Genomic DNA, 20,760 nt, shown 5'->3' on the forward strand with positions numbered 1-20,760 from the left:
TCATGGCTATATAAATCTGTTTTGTAACTACTCAGTCACTCTATGAAAAAAAGGCAGAAAAGCACTTTTTTAATGGCCTGGGAGGAATGGGCTCTGTATAGGAGCGGTCAGGGGAGATATAAATAGAAAGTATTTATATATTTTTTGTCACAACTCTGACATGAAAAGGAGTGATGGATACATTCTTTCATAGATTTCGCATATTGTCCTGAAGTAATATATGAATATAAACTGCAAAAATCCTAAATTAAGTAGGATTCAATTAGGGGATTTTCACATCATACATAAAGTGAAACTTCTATTAGTGGGTGATAGTGATATTCATCTTTCACTGATGGACAACGCAGCTCTCTCAATCGTGATTTGGGGAGCTAGTAATAAGGAGATAAAGTGAAACTTTAATCAGTGGGGGTTTTCTTCATTCCCCACTGATTATCAGCCCTCACCAATCGGGCTTTTACGGGCAGTTTATCTCCCGCCTAACTTCTTAGGAAAAGCGGAAGCGGCTCGCTCAGAATCGCAGGACGCCCACGCCCCTGACAGAGAGGCGCTTTTTGCCTCGTCCGAGGGGGCGAAACGGCTGGAAATTCTAGCCGCTAGAGCTGGACGATGCTTTTGCTGAATTTTGAGGCGGGAGTATTACTGCCCACGAATAGCGGGATAAATTCCTCGCCTGTAAGAACGGAGGAAAGTATGACAAATTGGTTGAGGATTTTTTTAATATTGCTTACTACTTTACCTGCAATAGGATGTCAGCATGAGCGTTCGAACCCTCAAATTGTTTTCTCCGAATTTGACACCATGCCTGTTGGTTACCAAGACGACAATCCCGCTCCTGTACGAATCGCAATTTCAAGTGTGTTATCAAAGACTGATACCATTATGCACTATAGGAAAATAGCTAACTATATTGGAGAGAAGCTCCATAGACCTGCAATTCTAATTCAGCGCAAGAGTTATAATGAGATTAGTATGTTGATGATGAATGGAGGTGCTGACATAGCTATACTTTCAACAGGAGCATATATCACTTACAGACATGTTGAGGGACTTGAAGCAATTGCTATGCAAGAGCGAATGGGAGTTCCATATTATTATGGTTATGTCGTCGTACACCGCAAAAATGAAATATCCAGTATACATGATTTGAGAGGGAAAAACGTTGCTTTTAGCGATCCAACTAGTTATTCCGGATATATTTTTGTGAGGAAAAAATTAGCTGAATTAAGTGAAACACCAGAGCATTTCTTCGGGCGTTATGTTTTTACATATAATCATGAAGACTCCTTAAGTGCTGTAATAAATGGAGTTGTTGATGCTGCAGCTGTTGATAGCCTAGTCTTTGAGCGTACGAAACTTAAAAATCCAGAACGAATTAAGGATTTAAAAATTATTGCAAAAACGGAACCGATTGGTACCGGTCCTGTCGTCATCAATAGTAATTTACCTGATGAGGAGAAGCGAATTATTAAAGAAAGTTTCATTACTATGCACGAACAAGAAATAATAAAACCAGCGTTTCAAGGGTTGTTCATTGATCGTTTTGTTCCATTTGAATCAAGGTTATATGAGGGTCATCTATGAAGTGGCTGAATAAATTACAAATAAACCAAAAAATATTTGGAGCTATATTCATTTCGCTACTCTTTCTCGCCCTAGTATTAGGATGTATCATTTGGGAATCACTCACAAAAATCATGACAGAAGACCTAAAGAAACGTGGTGAAAATATTGCTGAAAATATTGCAGCATTGTCCTCGGATTACATTTTGACTGACGACTATTATTCAATCCATCTTCTCATTACACGTGCACAGGAAACGAACAAAGATGTTCGTTATATACTGGTCGTTAACAATAATAATGTTCTTGTCGGTAATACATTCTCTAAGCACCTGCCGAAAGGAATATTAAACGCACATAAGCCTGATGGTGTTAATACTAAAAATTACGCGATCCTAACTTCTGATGAAGGAAATATTCATGACATACTTGTTCCGATTGAAGAGGGAGATGTAGGGTTCGTTAGAGTTGGAATGGCAGAAAAACAGGCGAAAAGCTATATTTTTACTAAAATAATAGAGTTGGTTGTTGCTACATTTTTGGTCTGCATGGGAGCAGCAGGGATCGCTTATTATGTGACCCGTATCATTACCCGGCCAATTAATAGTTTAGTTGATACAGCAGCAGGCATATCAGCTGGTAATTTATCCTTAAGAGCTAAAGCAGTAGGTGATGATGAAGTTGGAAAACTTGCACAGGCTTTTAATGAAATGGCTGACAATCTGATTAGTTCTAGGACTGCAGTAGAGAAATTATTGAAGGAACTTCAAGAAAAGGATGCCCTTCGAGATACGTTGATTTTGAAACTACTATCCGCTCATGAGGAGGAGAGAAAAAGAATTTCTCGTGAACTTCATGATGAAACAAGCCAAGCCCTAACTTTTTTAATGGTTACAATGCGTATTTTGGCTAATGAAGCTAAAGATGACGAGCAACTGGAGCTACTTCATGCAAGTCGAGAGACAGCAGCCGGTATTTTACGAGAAATTAGAGATTTAGCAGTAGAATTAAGGCCACCGATCCTTGATGATATGGGATTAATTCCTGCATTAAGGAAATACGTAAGAAAGTTTGAAGAAAAATGCGCTCTTACGGTAACTCTACACGTTCCTGATGATGACGCCTTCGTCATAGATAGTCATATTGCTGTAGCACTATACCGAATTGTTCAAGAAAGTCTTACCAATGTAGTGAAACATACAGTAGCGACTGAGATTACGATTAATATGGAGATAAGAGATTGTTCGATCTTGTTGAACATCCATGATAACGGTCACGGTATAAATGAGGATGATTTTGAAAAAGCTCGCCAGCAAAATCGAATCGGAATATATGGAATGAAGGAAAGAGCAGAATTATTAGGAGGTTCATTTTTGATTAGAACTCACAATAACGGTGGAACGGAAGTTAGTGTGTCTATCCCATTAAAACAGAGAGAAGGGGATCAAGATGGAAAAGACAATCAGCATAATGTTAGTTGATGACCACGCTTTGATGAGAGCTGGTTTAAAACTATTATTACAAAAAAGGCCATCATTAAAGGTTGTAGGTGAAGCTGCTGATGGATTTGAAGCACTAAGGCTTTACGACAATTTAAGGCCCGATATTTTGATATTAGATATATCTTTGCCACGCATAGATGGAATTCAAGTTTTAACAGAAATTAAATTACGCTATGAACAAGCGAAAGTCATCGTGCTTACCATGCATGAAGATGAGGATTATATAACATCAATCATGAACGCGGGAGCTTCAGGTTACGTCCCTAAAGCGGCTGTCGATGAAGAATTATACAATGCGATTGATTCTGTTATGGATGGGTACATATACCTCCGTCCAAAGGAAATTTCAACTATGTTAAAAAAAATGCAAAACGAAACGGATTCTCGAAATCCATATGTAATTTTAAGTCCACGTGAACGAGAGGTATTGAAATTTCTTGTTCAAGGTTTTTCAATGTCTGAAATCGCTGGGGAATTAACGATCAGTATAAAAACGGTTGATACCCATAAGACGAGAATGTTGAACAAACTTAATCTTTCTAAGAAAAGTGAACTTGTTCAATATGCCATAAAGTATAATTTAATACATATAATATGACGGGATAATGCTTGTTATAAAAGATTTTTTTCTTTCGCTGATTTGAAACAACACAAAAATCCCACTTTAGAAAAATGGGATTTTTGTTTCGTTATATTATAGTTATTTCCGAAATACTTAGAGACTCTAAAGATTGCTGATTAAGCAATCTTTTTTTTGCTTGTATTTATACTCGCGCTCATAAATAAGCGCGGTGCTGTTGTAAATAAAACGACAAGTAGAACCGCACACATTGCGAAAGAACCAATCATTGTGATGCCGTTAAAGATAAAGGAATATAAAACAGCTGATTGTCCTTTTGGTGCATATTGTCCAAAGAAAATAAAGCCAGCAATGAAGTGCCAAAAATAACGAGCTAGGCTACCAATAAACGCAGCGATAATGACATACATGATTGCTTTTGCTTTTTGTTTATTAGCAATTGCTTGTTGAATTGGTGCATGAAATAATCCAGAAAAGCCAATAAAGGCAAAGGCGATGAAGTATTCAATAAACGCTTGTACCGGCGTAAAAATAGATGCATCTCCTGCGACAATTTGTAATAATCCCCAAACGAGACCACTTAAGAAACTCGCTTTAAATCCCCAGCGGTAAGCAACAATAAAAATTGGAATCATCGCAAACGAGATAGAACCGCCTGTTGGAAGTTTAATAGATAATGGCAAAATGTCGATGACTAACGCAAATGCTGCAAGAATCGCCGCCTCTATCATCGCTTGTAAATTTGTATTACGCATGTAAAAATCCCCCTACATCCAAGTTACAAAAGAAGAATCTTTATCATAGGGGGATGAAAATACACAAATTGAAAATCACTACTTATGTATATATGTTTGCACAATTCCTACGTTAGCATTAACTAACAGGTTCTAAGGGTCGGAACAAAGTGTTCCCTCTCAGCGACGTGGCTCCCCCTGTGACAACGAGATTCTTAGATTGTTACTACCATTGTAATAACAATGGATAAGAATGGCAAATTTAATTTATATATAAGTTGAAATAAAAACCCCTTTCTTTTTAGGGAGGGGCGACTGGCCATGCATAACAACGATTTTTATGTTAAATAAGATGGAATTGTACAAAAAATAGTAATAAATTCACGGTATATTGTATAGTGTTTTTTCAGAGAGTCATGTTATAATTGGTATTGATAATAATTATCGTTATCTTTTGAGGGGGATAATTTATGAACTTAGTTGATATGAGTATAGATGAAAAAGTACGTGTAAAAGATTTACAATCTCTTGATAAATTGTTAAAACGCCGTTTGGCTTCATTTGGATTTTCTGAGGGCTGCGAGCTTTGTTTAAAACAAAAGGCAATGCTTAATGGTCCATGTACATTAGAATGCCGTGGACAATTAATCTCTATTCGTCATTGTGATGCGAAAATGATAAAGGTGGAATTAGCGTGAACAAGGTTGCTTTGCTAGGAAATCCGAATACGGGAAAAACATCATTGTTTAATGCGCTTACTGGTTCTTATGAATACGTTGGGAACTGGAGCGGAGTAACCGTAGAAAAAAAGATTGGTAAGTTAAAAGATAAGCAAGGAATGTTAATAGATTTACCAGGTATATACGATTTAAATCCTGTATCCCGTGATGAGGGAGTTGTTACACAATTTTTATTAACAGAAGAATTTCATCATATGTTAAATATTGTGGACTCTTCTCAATTTGAACGTAATATGCATTTAACATTACAATTGTTAGAATTCGGAAAACCGCTTTCTATCGGTTTAAATATGATTGATGTGGCAAAACAACGCGGGATTACGATTGATGTTAAGAAGCTATCTGAAACGCTAGGTGTAACAGTTATTCCTGTTATCGCAAGAAGTGGAAAAGGATGCGAGGAGTTATTAGCTGCTCTTCATAAAGGCGATAAGGCGGGGCAGAAACCGTTTGTTCTTTCATATGGTAAAGCGGTCGAGACAGGAATCCAGCGCGTTATGGAGAAATTGCAGCGCGAAAATGATGAGCATGCAAGATGGCTTGCGCTTCAATTTTTAGGAAATAACGAAGTGGTAGAGAAAGAAATTGCCAAGTCGCATGTATATAACGAACTTGTAGCAATTCGCTCTGCAGTAGAAGAAGAATTAGATGTTACGCTAGAACAGCATATATACGGAGTACGTGCAGCGTATATTGAAAAGTTGAAAACAAGTGTGATTCGTAATGAAAAAGAAGGAAGTATTCCTTTTTCGGAAAGAATTGATAAATTAATTACGCATAAAATTTTGGGACTACCAATCTTTTTAGGAATCATGTTTTTAATTTTTCAAGTTACGTTTTCGTGGATTGGAACGCCTTTATCGGATCAATTTGATGCGTTTGTTGGCGGGCCATTTACAGATTGGGTAACAGCAGGACTTACGAATATTGGTGCGTCTGAGTTTATTCAAGCGCTCGTTACAGATGGAATTATTGCAGGAGTTGGTGCGGTATTAGTATTCGTGCCGCAAATTTTCGTATTGTTCTTCTTCATTTCATTACTAGAAGATTCCGGATATATGGCGCGTATTGCCGTTGTAATGGATCGTGTGATGGAGTTTTTTGGACTAAACGGAAAAGCGTTTATTCCTATGATTATCGGTTTTGGTTGTAATGTACCAGGCATTATGGCTGCGAGGACGATTGAACAGGAGAAAGAGAGGCTGCTTACGATTTTAGTGACACCGTTTATGTCATGCTCAGCCCGTTTACCTGTATATGCACTATTTGCAGGGGTCTTTTTCCCGAATAGTCAAGCAGCTGTTGTATTTTCTTTATATCTCATTGGTATTATTCTGGCATTACTTGTTACAAAAATTATGTCTATTACGGTTTTAAAAGAAGAGAAGTCTATTTTTGTCATTGAACTTCCGCCTTACCGTGTGCCGCAACTAAAAACGTTATGGCGCAGTACGTGGGAAAAAGGAAAAGGATTTGTACGTAAAGCAGGTACATTTATCTTTGGTGGTTCTGTTGTAATTTGGTTATTAAATTATGCTGGGCCATCTGGACTCGATGTAGGGATGGGAGATAGTTTCTTAGCGATGATCGGTGGATTATTTGCTCCAATTCTTGCGCCGCTTGGTTTTGGAACATGGCAAGCAGCTGCATCTCTGTTAACAGGATTTTTAGCAAAAGAAGTTGTTGTTTCTACAATGGCAATTATTTATTCTGTGAAAGAAGATGTATTAGGAAACGTAATCGGTACGCATTTCACAACATTATCAGCATATTCGTTTATGTTCTTTATTTTACTGTATGTACCATGTTTAGCGACAGTTGCGGTTATTCGCCGTGAAACAGGATCTCTAAAGTGGACGATTTTCTCTGTTGTGTATCCACTTGTGGTTGCATACGTATTAACACTAGTAATATACCAAGTTGGATCCATGCTCGGATTCTAAAAGGAGATGTATCATAATGATAGTCAATATTGTAATTGGAGCTGTCATTTTTGGATATGCAGGATATACGCTAATGAACTTCGTAAAGCGAAGCAAAAAAGGGAAATGTGCAGCATGTTCTCTGAATAAATCATGTCAGTCAAAGGTTTGTAGTCCGAATATGGAACAAGTTGTGAATAAGTAGAAAAAAGCTTTGCGGATCTCGCAAAGCTTTTTTAATATATTTTTTATAAGTTATGATGGGAATGTCATATTATCGCTTGTATATTTGCAAAACAAGATGTGAGTGCACTTTATTTTTGATATAATGTATACATAGGTTTAAAGAATGAATATTCTTACTGTAAAGGAAGATTTTTGAGTTTTCCGAGTACTGAATTTGAAATATGAAGCAATTTATTAGGAGGAATTAGAATGTCTGTATTTAAGCGATTAAGAGATTTAACGATGTCAAATGTATATTCATTAATTGAAAAAGCGGAAGATCCAGTTAAAATGACGGATCAGTATTTACGTGATATGCAAGAGGATGTACAAGAAGCTGAGAAAAGTGTAGCAGCACAAATTGCACTTGAGAAAAAATTTAAATTGTTGTTTGAAGAGCAAGAAGCACTTGTAAAGAAACGTGAAGAACAAGCGCATATGGCTGTTCAAGCAAATAACATTGATCTTGCACGTCGTGCTTTAGAAGAAAAGCAAACTGCAGAACAAAAAATGAACGAATATAAAGCGAGCTATGAGCAAAATAAAGCTGCTGCAGATAATCTTCGCATGAAATTAGAAGAGATGCGTAAGCAATTAACAGAATTAAAAAATAAACGTGAAACGCTTGTAGCGCGTGTAAACGCAGCGAAAGCACAAAAGAATATTAATCAGGCAATGTCTGGTTTTGATGCGAATACAGCAAAAGCAGGTTTAAGCCGCATGGAAGAAAAAGCTCTTCAATTAGAAGCGGAAGCAGAAGCGAGCGGAGAAATTTATAAAAAAGAAAAATCATTAGATGATGAATTTGCGAGCTTAAACAAAAACTCAGTTGTAGATGATGAATTAGCTCGTATTATGAAGCAGTACGAGAAATAATCTATATGAAATACAAGTTAAAAAACTGACATGAAAACCGTTTTCTTTTTAAGGTGGGCGAGAGTAACTAGCCGTGCGTAGAAGCGGTCAGGGCCTTTTCCTGCCACTTGCAAAGTTTCAAACAAAGGGAGAAAGCGAGAGCAGGTTATGCTGCACTGCTGCATAGCTGCGATTTATATGTTAGGAATAGAAAATAGACAAGAGAACCGACATGTGATAGAAGGAAGTCATGTCGGTTTTCTATTATTTTTTCAGAGGTGGTTCTTTAATGACAGGGATAAATATTTTAGCCATGCTCGTATGGACTGGCGCAGGTGCTCTTCTTTTATTTATACTAATGTGGATTGATTCACTTTTTACTAAATATAAAGATTTAGAAGAAATTAAAAAAGGAAATATGGCGGTTACGACACGCTTTGCGATGAAGTTGTTTGCGCAAGGATATATTTTATCGCAGTCGATTGCAAAATCAAACGATCTATGGCAAGCATTACTTACATCAGCGATCTCTTTTGTAATTTTATTAGTTGTAGAAATGTTTGTTGAACTTGTTTTGCGAAAAACAGTTAATTTAGATTTAGATGAGGGAACGAAGCAAGGATTTGTGGCGCATGCTGTATTAGCAGGTTCGTTGCACATTGTCGGCGCCCTTATTTTATCAGCATGTCTATAACGAGAAAAGGATGGGTAGGTCAATGAGTTTATTTAAACGTATTAAAAATATAATAAAAAGTCCGGAACCTGCTAAACCTGAGAAGACGGTACTCACGTTAGCCCCTGGGGACATGATTGAAGTTTCATTAGTCATGTATGAAGTGATTGGAAAAACAAGCATGCACTCTCGAAATGAAATGATTTTAACATTACAAGATGGAAGAACCATTCGGTATTTAAAAATTGAAAATCGTGAAAATACGTATTATAAACTATATGCGCCTATTGATGGACGATTAGATTCAATCGATGAAATTCCAACGACAATTGAAATGGACGATATTGAATATCATCTGGAAGAGCGATATGAAGGGCGTGTTGTCGTCATGGGGAAAACACCATTTGCAGCATCTGATGAACAATACGTATGGGAGTTCCAATCGGATAATCGAAAGCTGCTTCGCGTTGAGTGGCAAGATGGACGTACAATGATGTATGAAGGAGAATCAATCCTTTCAGCTGATGTACAAATCATAAGAGCAACGTAAGGGGGGGCACAATCATGTCAAACCGATTGTTTTCCATGATTAAATCGTTCGCAATCCCTATACTTGCTATTGTTATGTTACTTGGAATTGCAGGTTTTGCTTTATCGGGATGTCAAAATGAAAAGTCGATTCAAGATCGTTACCCGTTGGAATCAGTTGCGAGAGACGGTAAGCAAGAATCTTATGTGTACCGGGCCGCCAATAAATCAGTTCCTCAAGTTGCTAAAGAATTAATTGATGAACAGGAACCAAAACAAGCGTCTAAAGAAGACGAAAATCAGATGTTCCTTGTGTATTCTGATAAAATCTATAACCTTCAGAAGGATAAAGAGAAGCCATCTGACACATTAATTGAAATCAGCAATAAAGAGTTTGTCCGTCAAAATTATCAGCCATCCTTTTTAGAAGGATATATTTTGGCAAGTATATTAAATGATATATTCGATTCGCGAAGATCGTATCATGGCGACTACCGCGGGTATACGGACAGACAAAATCATAAACCGATTATTACGCAACGACCACCTACAAAAGAAGAAAAGAAAACACCGCCGCCGATTACGAAACAAGGTAAAGGCTCTATCATTAAAAGAAGTGATAAAGTAGAGCAAAAACCATCAGTAGGTGATTCGGGAAGTATTACGGAAAAAGGCACGCAAAATACGCCGCCTTCTACAGAGAATAAAGGGAAGATTATTAAATCACCAGGGGATTCTAGCGGGGCAGATGTGAAGCCTAAATCATCGATTAAAAGCCCGCCAAAGAATACATCTCCCCCTAAAACGAAGGTTGGCGGTTCTGGGAAAATTACGAAGAGAAGATAAAGAAATCCCAAGGAGCGGAGTAGATGCTTCTTGGGATTTTTTCTTATGACTAATCATTTAGTGAGGTTCCCGCACGTTTACAATTTTCTTATCTATAAAAAGGAGTTGTCCTCCTATAGCTAAAAGCGATATACCGGCTATTATATAAGGCAAAGTGATAGGTTCTATTCCTTTTTCTAAAAATATTCCATTTGTCATTGTCCCTATGGAACCCGAAAAATAATTAATAGAGCTAAGTAAAGCGATTGAAATAGTAGCATGATCTGGACTAATTTCTAAAAGTGTTTTTTGCTGGGTAGCTACTGCCGCCCATCCTGTACTACCCCAAAGAATTAAAAAAATGGCTAACAATAACGCATTTTTATGGAAAATTCCCATACATATAAATGAGAAAAACATGATTCCCATTAAGTATAGTAATATGATCTTTGGCTTTTTATAGAAATCTATTATAAATCCAATTGTAAAGCTTCCAGCAATTCCACCGACTCCCCACATCCAAATAAACATGATGGATTTTTGAAATCCATATGCAATAATGATGGAATCTAAGTATGTATACAGGCCTAAGCTACAAAAGCTTAATATCATTGTAATAAACATGACAAGAGAAATTTTTTTGTTTTTGAACATACCTAGTCGCTCTTTTAATGTTGGTAAAGGGCTAGATTCTATCATAGGGAACTTAGTGAAGAGAGCGAATATCCCGATTGCCCCAATTGCAACGATAAACCACATCGCTATGCGCCATTTATAAATTGAAGCAATATATATACCAAACGGAACGCCAATTACGGTTCCGGCACTCATTCCAAGCAAAACGGTGCTTAGTGCTCTTCCTCGTCGTTTCTCAGAAACTAATGTAACAGCAGCAGCTGACGCTAATGGTGAATATAGCCCAGCACCGATGCCGGCTAGGCCTCTAGAAATTAATAAAATAATAAAATGATGAGTCACAGCGGTTAGGAAGTTAGAGACTGTGAAAAGGAATAGTGCTGCTAGTAATGTATGTTTCGTATTTGTTCTTCTCATACCTGCAGCGAATAACGGTGCAGCAATGGCATAGCAGATTGTGAAGATGCTTACGGTTTGACCAGCAGTTCCTATTGAAACATGAAAATCATCAGCGATTTGAGGTAAGATTCCTGCCATTATATAAGCATCTACTCCTAGTGCGAACATCCCGAATGTTAATAAAAATATTTTATTCAATGCGAATCCTCCTTTTGATGAATTATTCTTTTTTTATCGTAACGGGTATAATAAAATTAAGGAAATTCATATTTTACATGAGAGGTATGAGTAAAATTCATGACGATAGCTAGATATGAGATTTTTCAAAAGGTAGTAGAGTTAGGTAATTTTACTAGAGCGGCAGAACAATTGAATATGACACAATCAGCTGTTAGCCATGCGATTGCTAGTTTAGAAAAAGAGTTAGGCTATCCTTTGTTACATCGGAATAAGCAATCTGAAATTAGAAAAACTGAGTTTGCAAATCGTATTTTCCCCCATATTCAAAATGTATTAAAGAGTGAAGCTTCTATTAAACAAGAAGTATCTATACAAAATAATCGATTAGAGGGAACATTGAAAATAGGAGCATTTACAAGTGCAGCTGCACAAATATTACCGTCTATGTTATTAGAACTTAAACAGAGTTATGCAGGTATTAAAGTTTTATTATTTGAGGGGACATATGGAGAAGTAGTCGAATGGATTAATAATGGTACAGTTGATATAGGATTTGTTTTAGAATCAAATGTAAATAAACAAATAAAATCAATCCCAGTTAGCAAAGATGAAATTGTATTAGGGTTACCGAAAAATCATCCGTTGACGAATCAAAAAATGGTGGATGTTCAGCAAATTGATGAAATGGACTTTATCATGCCAAAGGGCCCGTATCAGCCATTAGTGATGAAAATTTTAGCTGATTATCAAGTACGTCCCAATATTATATTAGAGGTGCTGAGTTGTGAAACGATTGTGAACATGGTTTCGCAAAATATTGGAATTACAATGGGGCCTGAGCTATTCTTTAAATCACATAAAAATATTGAAATAAAAAAATTAAAGCAAAAACAATATCGCCATATTCATTTAGCGTTTAAAGAACGCTCGCCTATAATTGATGCTTTTTTAAATCAAGAAATACCAATGGGTTACAGATAGAAAACAAACAAAAAAGGAGTGTCACATAGTCAAAAATTCGACTTATGGAACAGCTCCTTTTCTCATATAATTCAACTAAATAAAAAGTTAAGAACTGTTAAGAAGACAGCGAAGCCTAAGATAACTCCTACGATCTTAGTATGACGCTTACGCTCCATAACAATGATTGCAATATATTCCCGAATCATTGCATTTGGCCAGTAGTAGAAAGCGGTTTTTGAACCAATTCCTTGGCTGTTGAGGCCAGCTTGTTTTGCGTATAAGCCAGCACGGAACAGGTGGAAATTGTTCGTTGTAAAGATACTATTGTATGTATCACTTTTTAATGAATCCATAATTTGTTTTGAGAAGAGCATGTTCTGATATGTGTTTACAGAACGATTTTCCTGCACGGTATGCCGGGTAGGAATTCCTTTTTTAACAGCATATTTTTGCATCGCCTCCGCTTCAGGAAGATTTTCATCCGGTCCTTGTCCACCAGAGAAAATGATTGTAGGCGGAGAAGCAACAGCCGCTTGCTTCCAATAAAAATCAATCGCTTTATTAATCCTGCTTGCTAAAAGTGGCGGCACTTTATCATGAATTAATCCACTGCCAAGAACGATAATGAAATCTTGATTGCGTCTTGGTTTATTGAACTGATACAGAAAATAAGCTGTTAAGAAGTTGAATAAATGGAAAAAGAAATATATTACAATGAAAAATACGCCTGTAAAAATCGGCTGGAAATGAGGAGATAAAAGTCGAGTCGGATCAAATAGTAAGAATAATATACTGAATAAAATACCTAGACCAGCTAATAAAGTTAAACAATTTGAAAAGCGTCGCCCTTCTTTTCTCATTAAAATTCTTGCATTAAGAAATAGTCCGATCATTAAAGCGAATATACCAAAGGTTAACATAAAGGCAATGATAAAAAGAGGTATAACTGCAATTATTTTAAGTATCTCATTATTTGAGCTAAGACCTAAATAAAGACAAAGGATAAGGAATGAGCAAAAAAACAGGTTAAATAAAAAGCCAATTATTAATCTTCTTGGATCTCTTAAATAAAAGATTAGAAAAATAATAAGTAAAATAAACGTAATGATTTCTAAAAACATAACTTTTGTGAATACCTCAACTTTCTAATAAATTCCTTTTTCATTATATATCAAGGAGTAAAGAAAGGAATAGAAAAACCATCCCGGATAAAGGATGGTTTTTCATTTTAGTGATACCCTTTTGCAGAGTCTTTATGAATTTTCTCTTTAAAGATTGTGTAGCTCCATAATTGATAGCCGATAACGATTGGTACCATTACCATGGCAACAAAGAACATAATTTTTAAGTTTAATTCACTACCTGCTGCTTGGAATAATGTTGTGCTGTATGCATCGTTAATACGAGATGGTAGCATTCTTGGGTACATACCAGCAAAACCAGTTGCCATAAACGTAGCGATTGTTAAGCAAACAAATGTGAAAGCTAAGCCAATTTTACGTTTGAAAACCATTACTATCATGATGACACTCAGTAACATCGCAAGTGCTGGGATTAAAAACAGTACAGGATATTCCGTGAAGTTCTGGAATAAGTTTGTACGATTTGCAGTTGCAACGTAGAAGATAGCCAGAATGATTGCTGCTGCCATTGAAAATGGTTTCGCAATTTTATAAGCACGATCTGATACTTCACCAGTCGCTTTAATCATAACCCAAAGTGCACCGGATACGACAAAGATTGCTGTGAAGAATAGGCCGCCTAAAATGCCATAAGGGTGTAATAAGCTAAGTAAATTTCCTTCATAGCCATTTTTACCAATTTGTAATCCGTAGTACAAGTTAGCGAATGTAACACCGAATAAGAAAGCAATTAAGAAACTACCAACGGCATATGTCCATTTACAAATAGTTTGCCAAACTGGTGAATCATCTTTATGCATGAATTCTAGTCCTGCTGCACGAGCAAATAGAGCAAGTAATACTAAGAATAACGGTGTATATAAGTAACTGAACATGTTTGCATATGTGATTGGGAAAGCAGCGAATGTTGCTCCCCCAGCTGTAATTAACCATACTTCGTTCCCGCCCCAGAACGGTCCAATTGCTTCTTGCAGCTGATTGCGTTCTTGGCGATCTTTCGTAACGAATGGGAAAATCATTCCGTTACCAAGTGCATAACCATCGAGAATAAAGTAAACTGTCCAAATCACGCCCCATAAGCCGAACCAAATAATTGCAAGTGTATCATGAGACATGAGCTGCACCTCCCTCTGTAGTCTCTTCTAAAGCTGCAGGTCCCTTTTTCGCAAATTTTAACATAAGGTACACATCAGCAATTAATAGTAAAGTGTAGAATAAGATTAAGCTAATTAAAGAGAACCAAATTTGCGGTACAGAAATTGGTGAAACTGATTCTGCTGTTCGCATTAGTTTGTATACTGTCCAAGGTTGACGTCCCGCTTCTGCAACAATCCAACCTGCGTTAATTGCTACATATGGAAGTAATACAGACCATATTGTAAGTTTTAAGAAACGTTTTGAGTTTTCTAGTTTTCCTTTGCGGCTTAAATAGAAACCAAACCATGTAAGGGCCATAAAGAATGTACCAAGCGCAACCATTAAACGGAAGCTGTAATAAACAAGATTTACGTTTGGACGTTCGTCTTCCGGAATATCTTTTAAACCGACAATTTTTCCATCAAATGAATTTGTGTAGAAGAAACTGCCGAGTTTTGGAATTGTTAATGCTTCGAAGTTTTTCTCATTTTTCACATCAGGGATTTGAATAATTGAGAAACCTTGTCCTTCTCCAGTTTCCCAAACAGCTTCCATTGCTGCACCTTTTGCAGGTTGCATTTTCGCTGCGAAAGCACCGGATTCGTGACCGATGAATGGCGTTGCAGTTGCTGCAAATAAACCGAATATTAAACCAAACTTAAATGATTTTTTAAAGAATTCAACGTCGTTTTTACGTAGTAAGTGATACGCACTAATTGCCATAACGAAGAATGCACCAACGATATAACAACCAACAACAGTGTGGAAGAACATATGCCATGCATATGGATTTGTAACAAGTGCCCAAAAGTCATTTAATTCAGCGCGGCCATTTCGGACTACATAACCAACTGGGTTTTGCATAAAGCCATTCGCTGTGATGATCCAAAGTGCAGAAATGTTTGTTCCAAGTGCAACCATCCACATAGAGAAAGCACGGAACTTTGGTGAAATTTTATCTTTACCGAACAACCAAATTCCCATGAAAGTAGATTCTAAGAAGAAGGCAACAAGTGCTTCTATTGCTAGTGGAGATCCGAAGATATCTCCCATATATTTAGAGTACTCAGACCAGTTTGTTCCGAACTGGAACTCCATCGTAATCCCGGTGATAATTCCCATTACGAAGTTAATCGTAAATAACTTACCCCAGAAATTTGCCATTTTTCGATATGTCGGATTTAATGTACGTGCATATTGTGTTTCCATGAACGCTACTAAAATAACAAGTCCGAGTGTTAACGGTACAAATAAGAAATGATAAAAAATTGTAATTGCAAATTGAAAACGACTCAGTAACAAAACGTCGGACATAATAAAGCTCACTCCCTCTTTTCATTATCTACATTTAGTTTATAGTGAAAATGTGAGCAAAGTCCGAGGTAGTTGTTACAGAACTGTGTGGAAATTATGGAAGAATTATGACTGTTGTCTGAAAAATTATATTCTTAGGATATAGCAATACATTTTTGGTTTTTTTGGTTCTTTGGTACACTTACATTATAGTTACACAAAGAAAGAGGGGATTGACTATGAAAGCTCTAGAAGAGATTTTGCAATATAATAAAGAATTTGTCGAGAGTAAAAAATATGAGGAATATGAAACAGGAAAATTTCCAAATAAAAAAATGGTAATCATCTCATGTATGGATACACGTCTTGTGGAACTATTACCAAAAGCGATGAACATGCGTAACGGTGATGTGAAAATTATTAAAGTAGCTGGCGCTGTTATTTCACATCCATTTGGAAGTATTATGCGTAGCATTTTAGTTGCGATTTATGAACTTGGTGCAGATGAGGTGTGCGTAGTCGGCCATCATGATTGCGGTATGGCGAAAATTCAAGCGAGCAGCACAATTGAAAAGATGAAAGAGCGCGGCATTTCATCAGAGAAACTAGACACACTTCGTTATTCGGGAATCGATTTAGAGAAGTTTTTACGTGGATTCTCAAGTGTAGAAGAAAGCGTAGAGCACAGTGTTTCCATACTTCACAACCATCCGCTTATGCCGATAGAAGTGCCTGTACACGGACTTGTTATTCATCCGGACACTGGAAAGTTAGATATCGTTGTGAATGGTTACGAAGGTTAATTTTCCTTCTGCTTTTTCTCTGGGACAGGATCGAATCCGCCGGGATGAAATGGGTGACACTTTAAAATACGTTTCACTGTAAGCCAACTCCCTTTTAATGCACCGTGAGTTTGAATCGCTTCGAGCCCGTAGTGAGAACACGTTGGATGAAAGCGGCACGTTGGCGGTGTCATCGGAGAAATAAACTTTTGATAAAAGCGAATAATACCGATGAAAATGTGTTTCATAATAGTCTCCTTTCCTGCATATGCTGTAAGTATTATAGCACGGTCTGTACATATATATATACACATTGAAAATGAGGATCTTTTCTGCCACATGTAAGGATCAAAACGAAAGGTAGAAAGTGAGTACAGGTCATATTTTTTCTGCATGGCAGCAATTTATAAAACAAAGCGGAAGCGGCTCGATCAGAACAAGAGGGGGATGGAGCTTCTGACATAGAGGCGCTTTTTGCCTCGGCGGAAGACGCGAAGCCACCGACTGTTCTAGCTGCTGGAGCTAGACAAAGATGTTGGGAAATTAAAATGTTACATAATGCTTTACTAATTTATAATTCCGTTATATCATATTGGATATATAGGAATTAAAAATGAAAGCGGGAGAGATGAATATGCCATCAGTAGAAAGCTTTGAATTAGATCATACAATTGTAAAAGCGCCTTACGTAAGACATTGCGGCGTTCATCAAGTAGGAAGAGACGGTATCGTAAATAAATTTGATATCCGTTTTTGCCAACCAAATAAACAAGCGATGAAACCAGATGTGATTCATACGCTAGAGCATTTATTAGCATTTAATTTACGTAAATATATCGATCGTTATCCACACTTTGACATTATTGATATTTCGCCAATGGGCTGCCAAACAGGATACTACCTTGTCGTAAGCGGTACGCCAACAGTACGCGAAATCATCGACTTATTAGAGTTAACATTGCAAGACGCAATACAAATTACAGAAATTCCTGCGGCAAACGAAACGCAGTGCGGCCAAGCAAAACTTCATGACTTAGAAGGCGCAAAACGCTTAATGAATTTCTGGTTAAGCCAAGATAAAGACGAACTTGAGAAAGTGTTTGGATAATACGTGGGAAAGCTGCCTGGGAAGGGCAGCTTTTTTATTTGTAAATAACGAAAAAGCCAATTTCATTGAGGAGAAATAAGTATGCTACACTAATAATAAGATAACCAGGCGGTTGTAATGAACTGGTCAGAAGTAAGAAGGAAATATCCGCATACATTTTTACCTATAGAGGCTGTTTCTGTATATTCAAAAGACAATAAGCGCATGATTCAAGAAATGTCTGTGGTAGATGAGTACAAAAATACAAGCGATGCATGGAATGCTTATAAGAAATTACATCGCGAGTTTCCTAAAAGAGAGTTTTATATATTCCATACGAGTAAAGAAGAAATTGAAGTGGAAGAGCAACAGTTTATTGGCGTGCGAGGACGAGTATGAATATTAGGTCTTCCAATTGCATCGTTTACAGTGCATTACGATGGGAATACACTTTTGCTAGATAATGTATTACTTGATACAGGATGTGCAACTACTATTTTTGGTACAGAAACATATCGAAATTTGTCGAAGAGTCTTTATTTCGTGTCGAAGCGCCGATATATTGCAAAAAGCGCTGATAAATATGTCATTTCGGTCGATATATCGTAAAAAGCGCCGATATACGAGAGTATTACCGGAGCATTTTTACGAAGGCGACAAACAACATAAAGATAGCAACACAAATGAATAAAATCCCCATTGATTTGCGCTGTTCTTTAATTTCCGATATTCCCAACGTTATAAAGGTAAGACTGAGGAAGATTTGTATATAAAGAAGTAACTGATCGTTTTCCGAAGAAAAGGAATAAACCGCAAGAATTACAACAATTGTACTAAATAGAATGCGAAGTATCTTAAGCATCGTAATCCCCCTTATCATTTTTTGTGGTAGTTTTTAGCGAAAGACCTCCCAGAGCGGAATATATAACGCAAATGCACCAGCAAGAAACAGTAAAATTCCAGTAGATGCTTGCTGTTTTTGGAATTCTGCAATACCAGAAAAGAAACACATGAGTCCTAAAGAGAGAAACATATAAGGTAAAAATAGTGCGTTATGTGTCAAAAGTCCCAATGTTGCTAAAAGTAGTGCGATGATGGAAAAAGTAATTCGTACTATTTTGAGCATATTCATGCCCTCCTCAACTTAATCCTTTTAAATAAGATGGAGAAATTCGTTTTTTATTTCAGAAACCCACTACTAAAAGGGTGAGACTGAATACAGTATCCGTTTAGAGAAGGAACATTGATATAACAACGAAGAAAAGGAATCCAGCAACGAAAAAGGATGTCATGCCCATGTCTTTTCGCCCAGCTTTTCTTTCGGAAATACCGATGATGATAAACATAAGAGCGAGAGACAATTGTATGTAAGGCATAAGTGAAACATTATTGGTAGACAAGCTGTATATACTGATAGCGGCTGTAAGCAGTCCAAAGAAAATACGTAATCCTGTTAGCATCTAATATCTCTCCTTTATGACCGTTTTCTTAATAGTTGAATCCACAAAAGATTTATTATTCAGAATACTAAGAATTGCCTCTTGTGTTTATTTTATCACTAAACTAATTATGTTTTTACATATTTTTGTAAAAGATGAAAACAATAGAAAGTAAAGTAGGTGAAAGAAGGGACGTTCTATGGATAAGAAAACATACTATATTTCGGTTGCAAATGGCGAAATTTCACAAGTGAAAATGGCCAATACATATAGTTTTACGATTGAAGCGACGGATGAAGAAATTCTAAGGCTGCGAGAGTATTTTGATAACGCGTATCGTGAAGATCTTGGGACGTTTGTCCGTTCGCATGTGCCGTTTGTAGAATATCATCATGATTCCAATAATGATCGGTATGATGAACAATTGCAAAAAGCATATCGAATGATTTACGAACTTGGAGATAATGAGGCGAAAGAGTTAATAGCACAGATGGGGATTATCGATGGACTATGATAGGATAAGATTAGTCATACTAGTCAGAATGTGCTACAATTTATGGTAAGAAACTTGTAACCATCAATAGGGGAGTAGGGCATGTACACATTTAAAGATTACTATCATAACATTGTACAATTATCGTTTGAACGTTACCCATTTTCTCCTGAACCAAAGCATGTTTGGGTTGTGTGCCGGTACGGAGATCAGTGGTTATTAACCCATCATTTGCGCCGTGGTCTTGAATTTCCAGGTGGAAAGGTAGAAGAGGGGGAAACACCGGAAGATGCAGCAGTTCGTGAAGTTCATGAAGAAACGGGCGGCATTGTGTCGAGCTTAATGTATATTGGACAATATAAAGTATCCGGAAAAGACAAAATAATCATTAAAAACATTTATTTTGCAACAATTAGTGCCGTAGAACAACATACGCACTATGAAGAAACGAAGGGATCTGTATTATTGACACAAATTCCAGAGGACATTAAAGAAAATAGACGCTTCAGTTTCATTATGCGTGATGACGTACTAGCGCGCACAATGCGACATATAGAAGAAATCGGCTGTTTTACAAAGTAGAGCAACCGATTTCTTTTTTATTTTTACGGAAGTAGGTTTGTTAGTACGGGATAAAGTGAAACTTTAATCAGTGGGGGTTTTCTTCATCCCCCACTGATTATCAGCCCTCACCAATCGGGCTTTTACGGGCAGTTTATCTTCCACCTAACTTCTTAAGAAAAGCGGAAACGGCCGGAGATTCTAGCCGCTAGAGCTGGACAATGCTTTCGCTGAATTTTGAGGTGGGAGTATTACTGCCCGTTAATGCGGGATAAACCACTACTATGCAGAACACAACATGCTCGCTACTTTCTCCCTTTGTTTTAAACCTCGCCCGAGGCAGAAACAGGCCCTGCCGCTTCTATGCATGGCTAGACGCTCTCGTCCCCCAAAAAAAGAAAAGTTCTTTATATCTGTTTTTCAACTTGTATATAGTTATTGCATCTCTTACCAAAATTGCTTATGATTTCAATGGAATAATAGAATGCAGGAGGAAGTTAT

Annotated in this window: 25 protein-coding genes and 1 riboswitch; of the genes, 16 read left to right on the forward strand and 9 right to left on the reverse strand. The window is 37.0% G+C overall.

What is annotated here, in order from left to right:
• Positions 1–693 precede the first annotated feature (693 nt).
• Genes phnD through BM211_RS22320 form a run of 3 tightly spaced genes read left to right on the forward strand, consistent with a single transcriptional unit; the run spans position 694 to position 3,663 of the window.
• Positions 694–1,584, forward strand: a complete 891-nt coding sequence (phnD, locus tag BM211_RS22310; RefSeq protein WP_090999628.1) for a substrate-binding domain-containing protein — start codon at positions 694–696, stop codon at positions 1,582–1,584.
• Positions 1,581–3,044, forward strand: a complete 1,464-nt coding sequence (locus BM211_RS22315) for a sensor histidine kinase (protein WP_035436318.1) — start codon at positions 1,581–1,583, stop codon at positions 3,042–3,044. The genes phnD and BM211_RS22315 overlap by 4 nt, the downstream gene beginning before the upstream one ends.
• A complete protein-coding gene (locus BM211_RS22320; RefSeq protein WP_035436316.1) occupies positions 3,013–3,663 on the forward strand; it encodes a response regulator in 651 nt (216 codons plus the stop codon). Before BM211_RS22315 ends, BM211_RS22320 begins: the two co-directional genes overlap by 32 nt.
• A 140-nt stretch (positions 3,664–3,803) precedes the next feature.
• Here BM211_RS22320 and thiT read toward each other — a convergent pair whose 3' ends face one another.
• The gene (gene thiT, locus BM211_RS22325) at positions 3,804–4,400 is read right to left on the reverse strand and encodes an energy-coupled thiamine transporter ThiT (protein WP_035436314.1); all 597 of its coding nucleotides are present in this window, start codon (positions 4,398–4,400) and stop codon (positions 3,804–3,806) included.
• Between the two features lie 86 nt (positions 4,401–4,486).
• Positions 4,487–4,588: riboswitch (TPP riboswitch) on the reverse strand.
• A 261-nt stretch (positions 4,589–4,849) separates the two neighbouring features.
• On the opposite strand from thiT, the gene BM211_RS22330 reads away from it, so the two are divergent.
• The 7 genes from BM211_RS22330 (at position 4,850) to BM211_RS22360 (ending at position 10,168) form a co-directional block, all read left to right on the forward strand.
• Complete coding sequence (locus tag BM211_RS22330; RefSeq protein ID WP_035436312.1) at positions 4,850–5,077, forward strand: FeoA family protein; 228 nt, start codon at positions 4,850–4,852, stop codon at positions 5,075–5,077.
• A complete protein-coding gene (feoB, locus tag BM211_RS22335) occupies positions 5,074–7,062 on the forward strand; it encodes a ferrous iron transport protein B (protein ID WP_035436310.1) in 1,989 nt (662 codons plus the stop codon). Before BM211_RS22330 ends, feoB begins: the two co-directional genes overlap by 4 nt.
• Before the next feature lie 16 nt (positions 7,063–7,078).
• A complete protein-coding gene (locus BM211_RS22340) occupies positions 7,079–7,246 on the forward strand; it encodes a FeoB-associated Cys-rich membrane protein (protein ID WP_035436307.1) in 168 nt (55 codons plus the stop codon).
• Between the two features lie 230 nt (positions 7,247–7,476).
• Positions 7,477–8,142, forward strand: coding sequence for a PspA/IM30 family protein (locus tag BM211_RS22345; RefSeq protein WP_035436305.1), 666 nt, complete (start codon positions 7,477–7,479; stop codon positions 8,140–8,142).
• A gap of 268 nt (positions 8,143–8,410) precedes the next feature.
• Positions 8,411–8,815, forward strand: a complete 405-nt coding sequence (locus BM211_RS22350) for a DUF350 domain-containing protein (RefSeq protein WP_035436304.1) — start codon at positions 8,411–8,413, stop codon at positions 8,813–8,815.
• Between the two features lie 22 nt (positions 8,816–8,837).
• A complete protein-coding gene (locus BM211_RS22355) occupies positions 8,838–9,344 on the forward strand; it encodes a DUF4178 domain-containing protein (RefSeq protein WP_090999630.1) in 507 nt (168 codons plus the stop codon).
• A 14-nt stretch (positions 9,345–9,358) separates the two neighbouring features.
• Entirely contained in the window at positions 9,359–10,168 is an 810-nt protein-coding gene (locus tag BM211_RS22360) for a DUF4247 domain-containing protein (protein ID WP_035436300.1), read from the forward strand.
• A 57-nt stretch (positions 10,169–10,225) separates the two neighbouring features.
• On the opposite strand, the gene BM211_RS22365 is transcribed toward BM211_RS22360, so the two are convergent.
• Positions 10,226–11,380, reverse strand: coding sequence for an MFS transporter (locus BM211_RS22365; protein ID WP_035436297.1), 1,155 nt, complete (start codon positions 11,378–11,380; stop codon positions 10,226–10,228).
• Between the two features lie 99 nt (positions 11,381–11,479).
• On the opposite strand from BM211_RS22365, the gene BM211_RS22370 reads away from it, so the two are divergent.
• Positions 11,480–12,343 carry a LysR family transcriptional regulator gene (locus tag BM211_RS22370; RefSeq protein ID WP_090999632.1) on the forward strand — a complete coding sequence of 288 codons (864 nt, stop codon included), beginning with the start codon at positions 11,480–11,482 and terminating at the stop codon, positions 12,341–12,343.
• A 71-nt stretch (positions 12,344–12,414) separates the two neighbouring features.
• On the opposite strand, the gene BM211_RS22375 is transcribed toward BM211_RS22370, so the two are convergent.
• From BM211_RS22375 to BM211_RS22385, 3 genes are all read right to left on the reverse strand, one after another.
• A complete protein-coding gene (locus BM211_RS22375; protein ID WP_090999634.1) occupies positions 12,415–13,446 on the reverse strand; it encodes a YdcF family protein in 1,032 nt (343 codons plus the stop codon).
• Between the two features lie 107 nt (positions 13,447–13,553).
• Positions 13,554–14,582 (reverse strand): cytochrome d ubiquinol oxidase subunit II, encoded by a 1,029-nt coding sequence (gene cydB, locus BM211_RS22380; protein ID WP_090999635.1) that lies wholly within the window; start codon positions 14,580–14,582, stop codon positions 13,554–13,556.
• On the reverse strand, positions 14,572–15,918 hold the full coding sequence (locus BM211_RS22385; RefSeq protein ID WP_090999636.1) for a cytochrome ubiquinol oxidase subunit I: 1,347 nt from the start codon (positions 15,916–15,918) through the stop codon (positions 14,572–14,574). Before BM211_RS22385 ends, cydB begins: the two co-directional genes overlap by 11 nt.
• A gap of 218 nt (positions 15,919–16,136) precedes the next feature.
• Here BM211_RS22385 and BM211_RS22390 point away from each other — a divergent pair, with 218 nt between their 5' ends.
• Positions 16,137–16,700, forward strand: a complete 564-nt coding sequence (locus BM211_RS22390) for a beta-class carbonic anhydrase (protein ID WP_090999638.1) — start codon at positions 16,137–16,139, stop codon at positions 16,698–16,700.
• Here the strand turns inward: BM211_RS22390 and yidD are convergent.
• On the reverse strand, positions 16,697–16,927 hold the full coding sequence (yidD, locus tag BM211_RS22395) for a membrane protein insertion efficiency factor YidD (RefSeq protein ID WP_090999640.1): 231 nt from the start codon (positions 16,925–16,927) through the stop codon (positions 16,697–16,699). The two genes, BM211_RS22390 and yidD, sit on opposite strands and share 4 nt — an antisense overlap.
• Before the next feature lie 386 nt (positions 16,928–17,313).
• Here yidD and luxS point away from each other — a divergent pair, with 386 nt between their 5' ends.
• Positions 17,314–17,787 (forward strand): S-ribosylhomocysteine lyase LuxS, encoded by a 474-nt coding sequence (luxS, locus tag BM211_RS22400; protein ID WP_090999642.1) that lies wholly within the window; start codon positions 17,314–17,316, stop codon positions 17,785–17,787.
• Between the two features lie 117 nt (positions 17,788–17,904).
• Positions 17,905–18,165 carry a hypothetical protein gene (locus tag BM211_RS22405; protein WP_090999644.1) on the forward strand — a complete coding sequence of 87 codons (261 nt, stop codon included), beginning with the start codon at positions 17,905–17,907 and terminating at the stop codon, positions 18,163–18,165.
• 232 nt (positions 18,166–18,397) lie between these two features.
• Here BM211_RS22405 and BM211_RS22410 read toward each other — a convergent pair whose 3' ends face one another.
• The 3 genes from BM211_RS22410 to BM211_RS22420 form a co-directional block, all read right to left on the reverse strand.
• Complete coding sequence (locus BM211_RS22410) at positions 18,398–18,628, reverse strand: YczI family protein (RefSeq protein ID WP_035436268.1); 231 nt, start codon at positions 18,626–18,628, stop codon at positions 18,398–18,400.
• Positions 18,629–18,661: 33 nt separating this feature from the next.
• Complete coding sequence (locus tag BM211_RS22415) at positions 18,662–18,892, reverse strand: YczI family protein (RefSeq protein WP_090999645.1); 231 nt, start codon at positions 18,890–18,892, stop codon at positions 18,662–18,664.
• A 103-nt stretch (positions 18,893–18,995) separates the two neighbouring features.
• Positions 18,996–19,226 (reverse strand): DUF3953 domain-containing protein, encoded by a 231-nt coding sequence (locus BM211_RS22420; RefSeq protein ID WP_090999647.1) that lies wholly within the window; start codon positions 19,224–19,226, stop codon positions 18,996–18,998.
• Between the two features lie 178 nt (positions 19,227–19,404).
• Here BM211_RS22420 and BM211_RS22425 point away from each other — a divergent pair, with 178 nt between their 5' ends.
• Both BM211_RS22425 and ytkD read left to right on the forward strand, forming a co-directional pair.
• The gene (locus BM211_RS22425) at positions 19,405–19,719 is read left to right on the forward strand and encodes a hydrolase (RefSeq protein WP_090999648.1); all 315 of its coding nucleotides are present in this window, start codon (positions 19,405–19,407) and stop codon (positions 19,717–19,719) included.
• 81 nt (positions 19,720–19,800) lie between these two features.
• Entirely contained in the window at positions 19,801–20,280 is a 480-nt protein-coding gene (ytkD, locus tag BM211_RS22430; RefSeq protein WP_090999650.1) for an RNA deprotection pyrophosphohydrolase, read from the forward strand.
• Positions 20,281–20,760 lie beyond the last annotated feature (480 nt).

The organism is Bacillus sp. 491mf (assembly GCF_900112415.1).
Lineage (GTDB): Bacteria > Bacillota > Bacilli > Bacillales > Bacillaceae_G > Bacillus_A.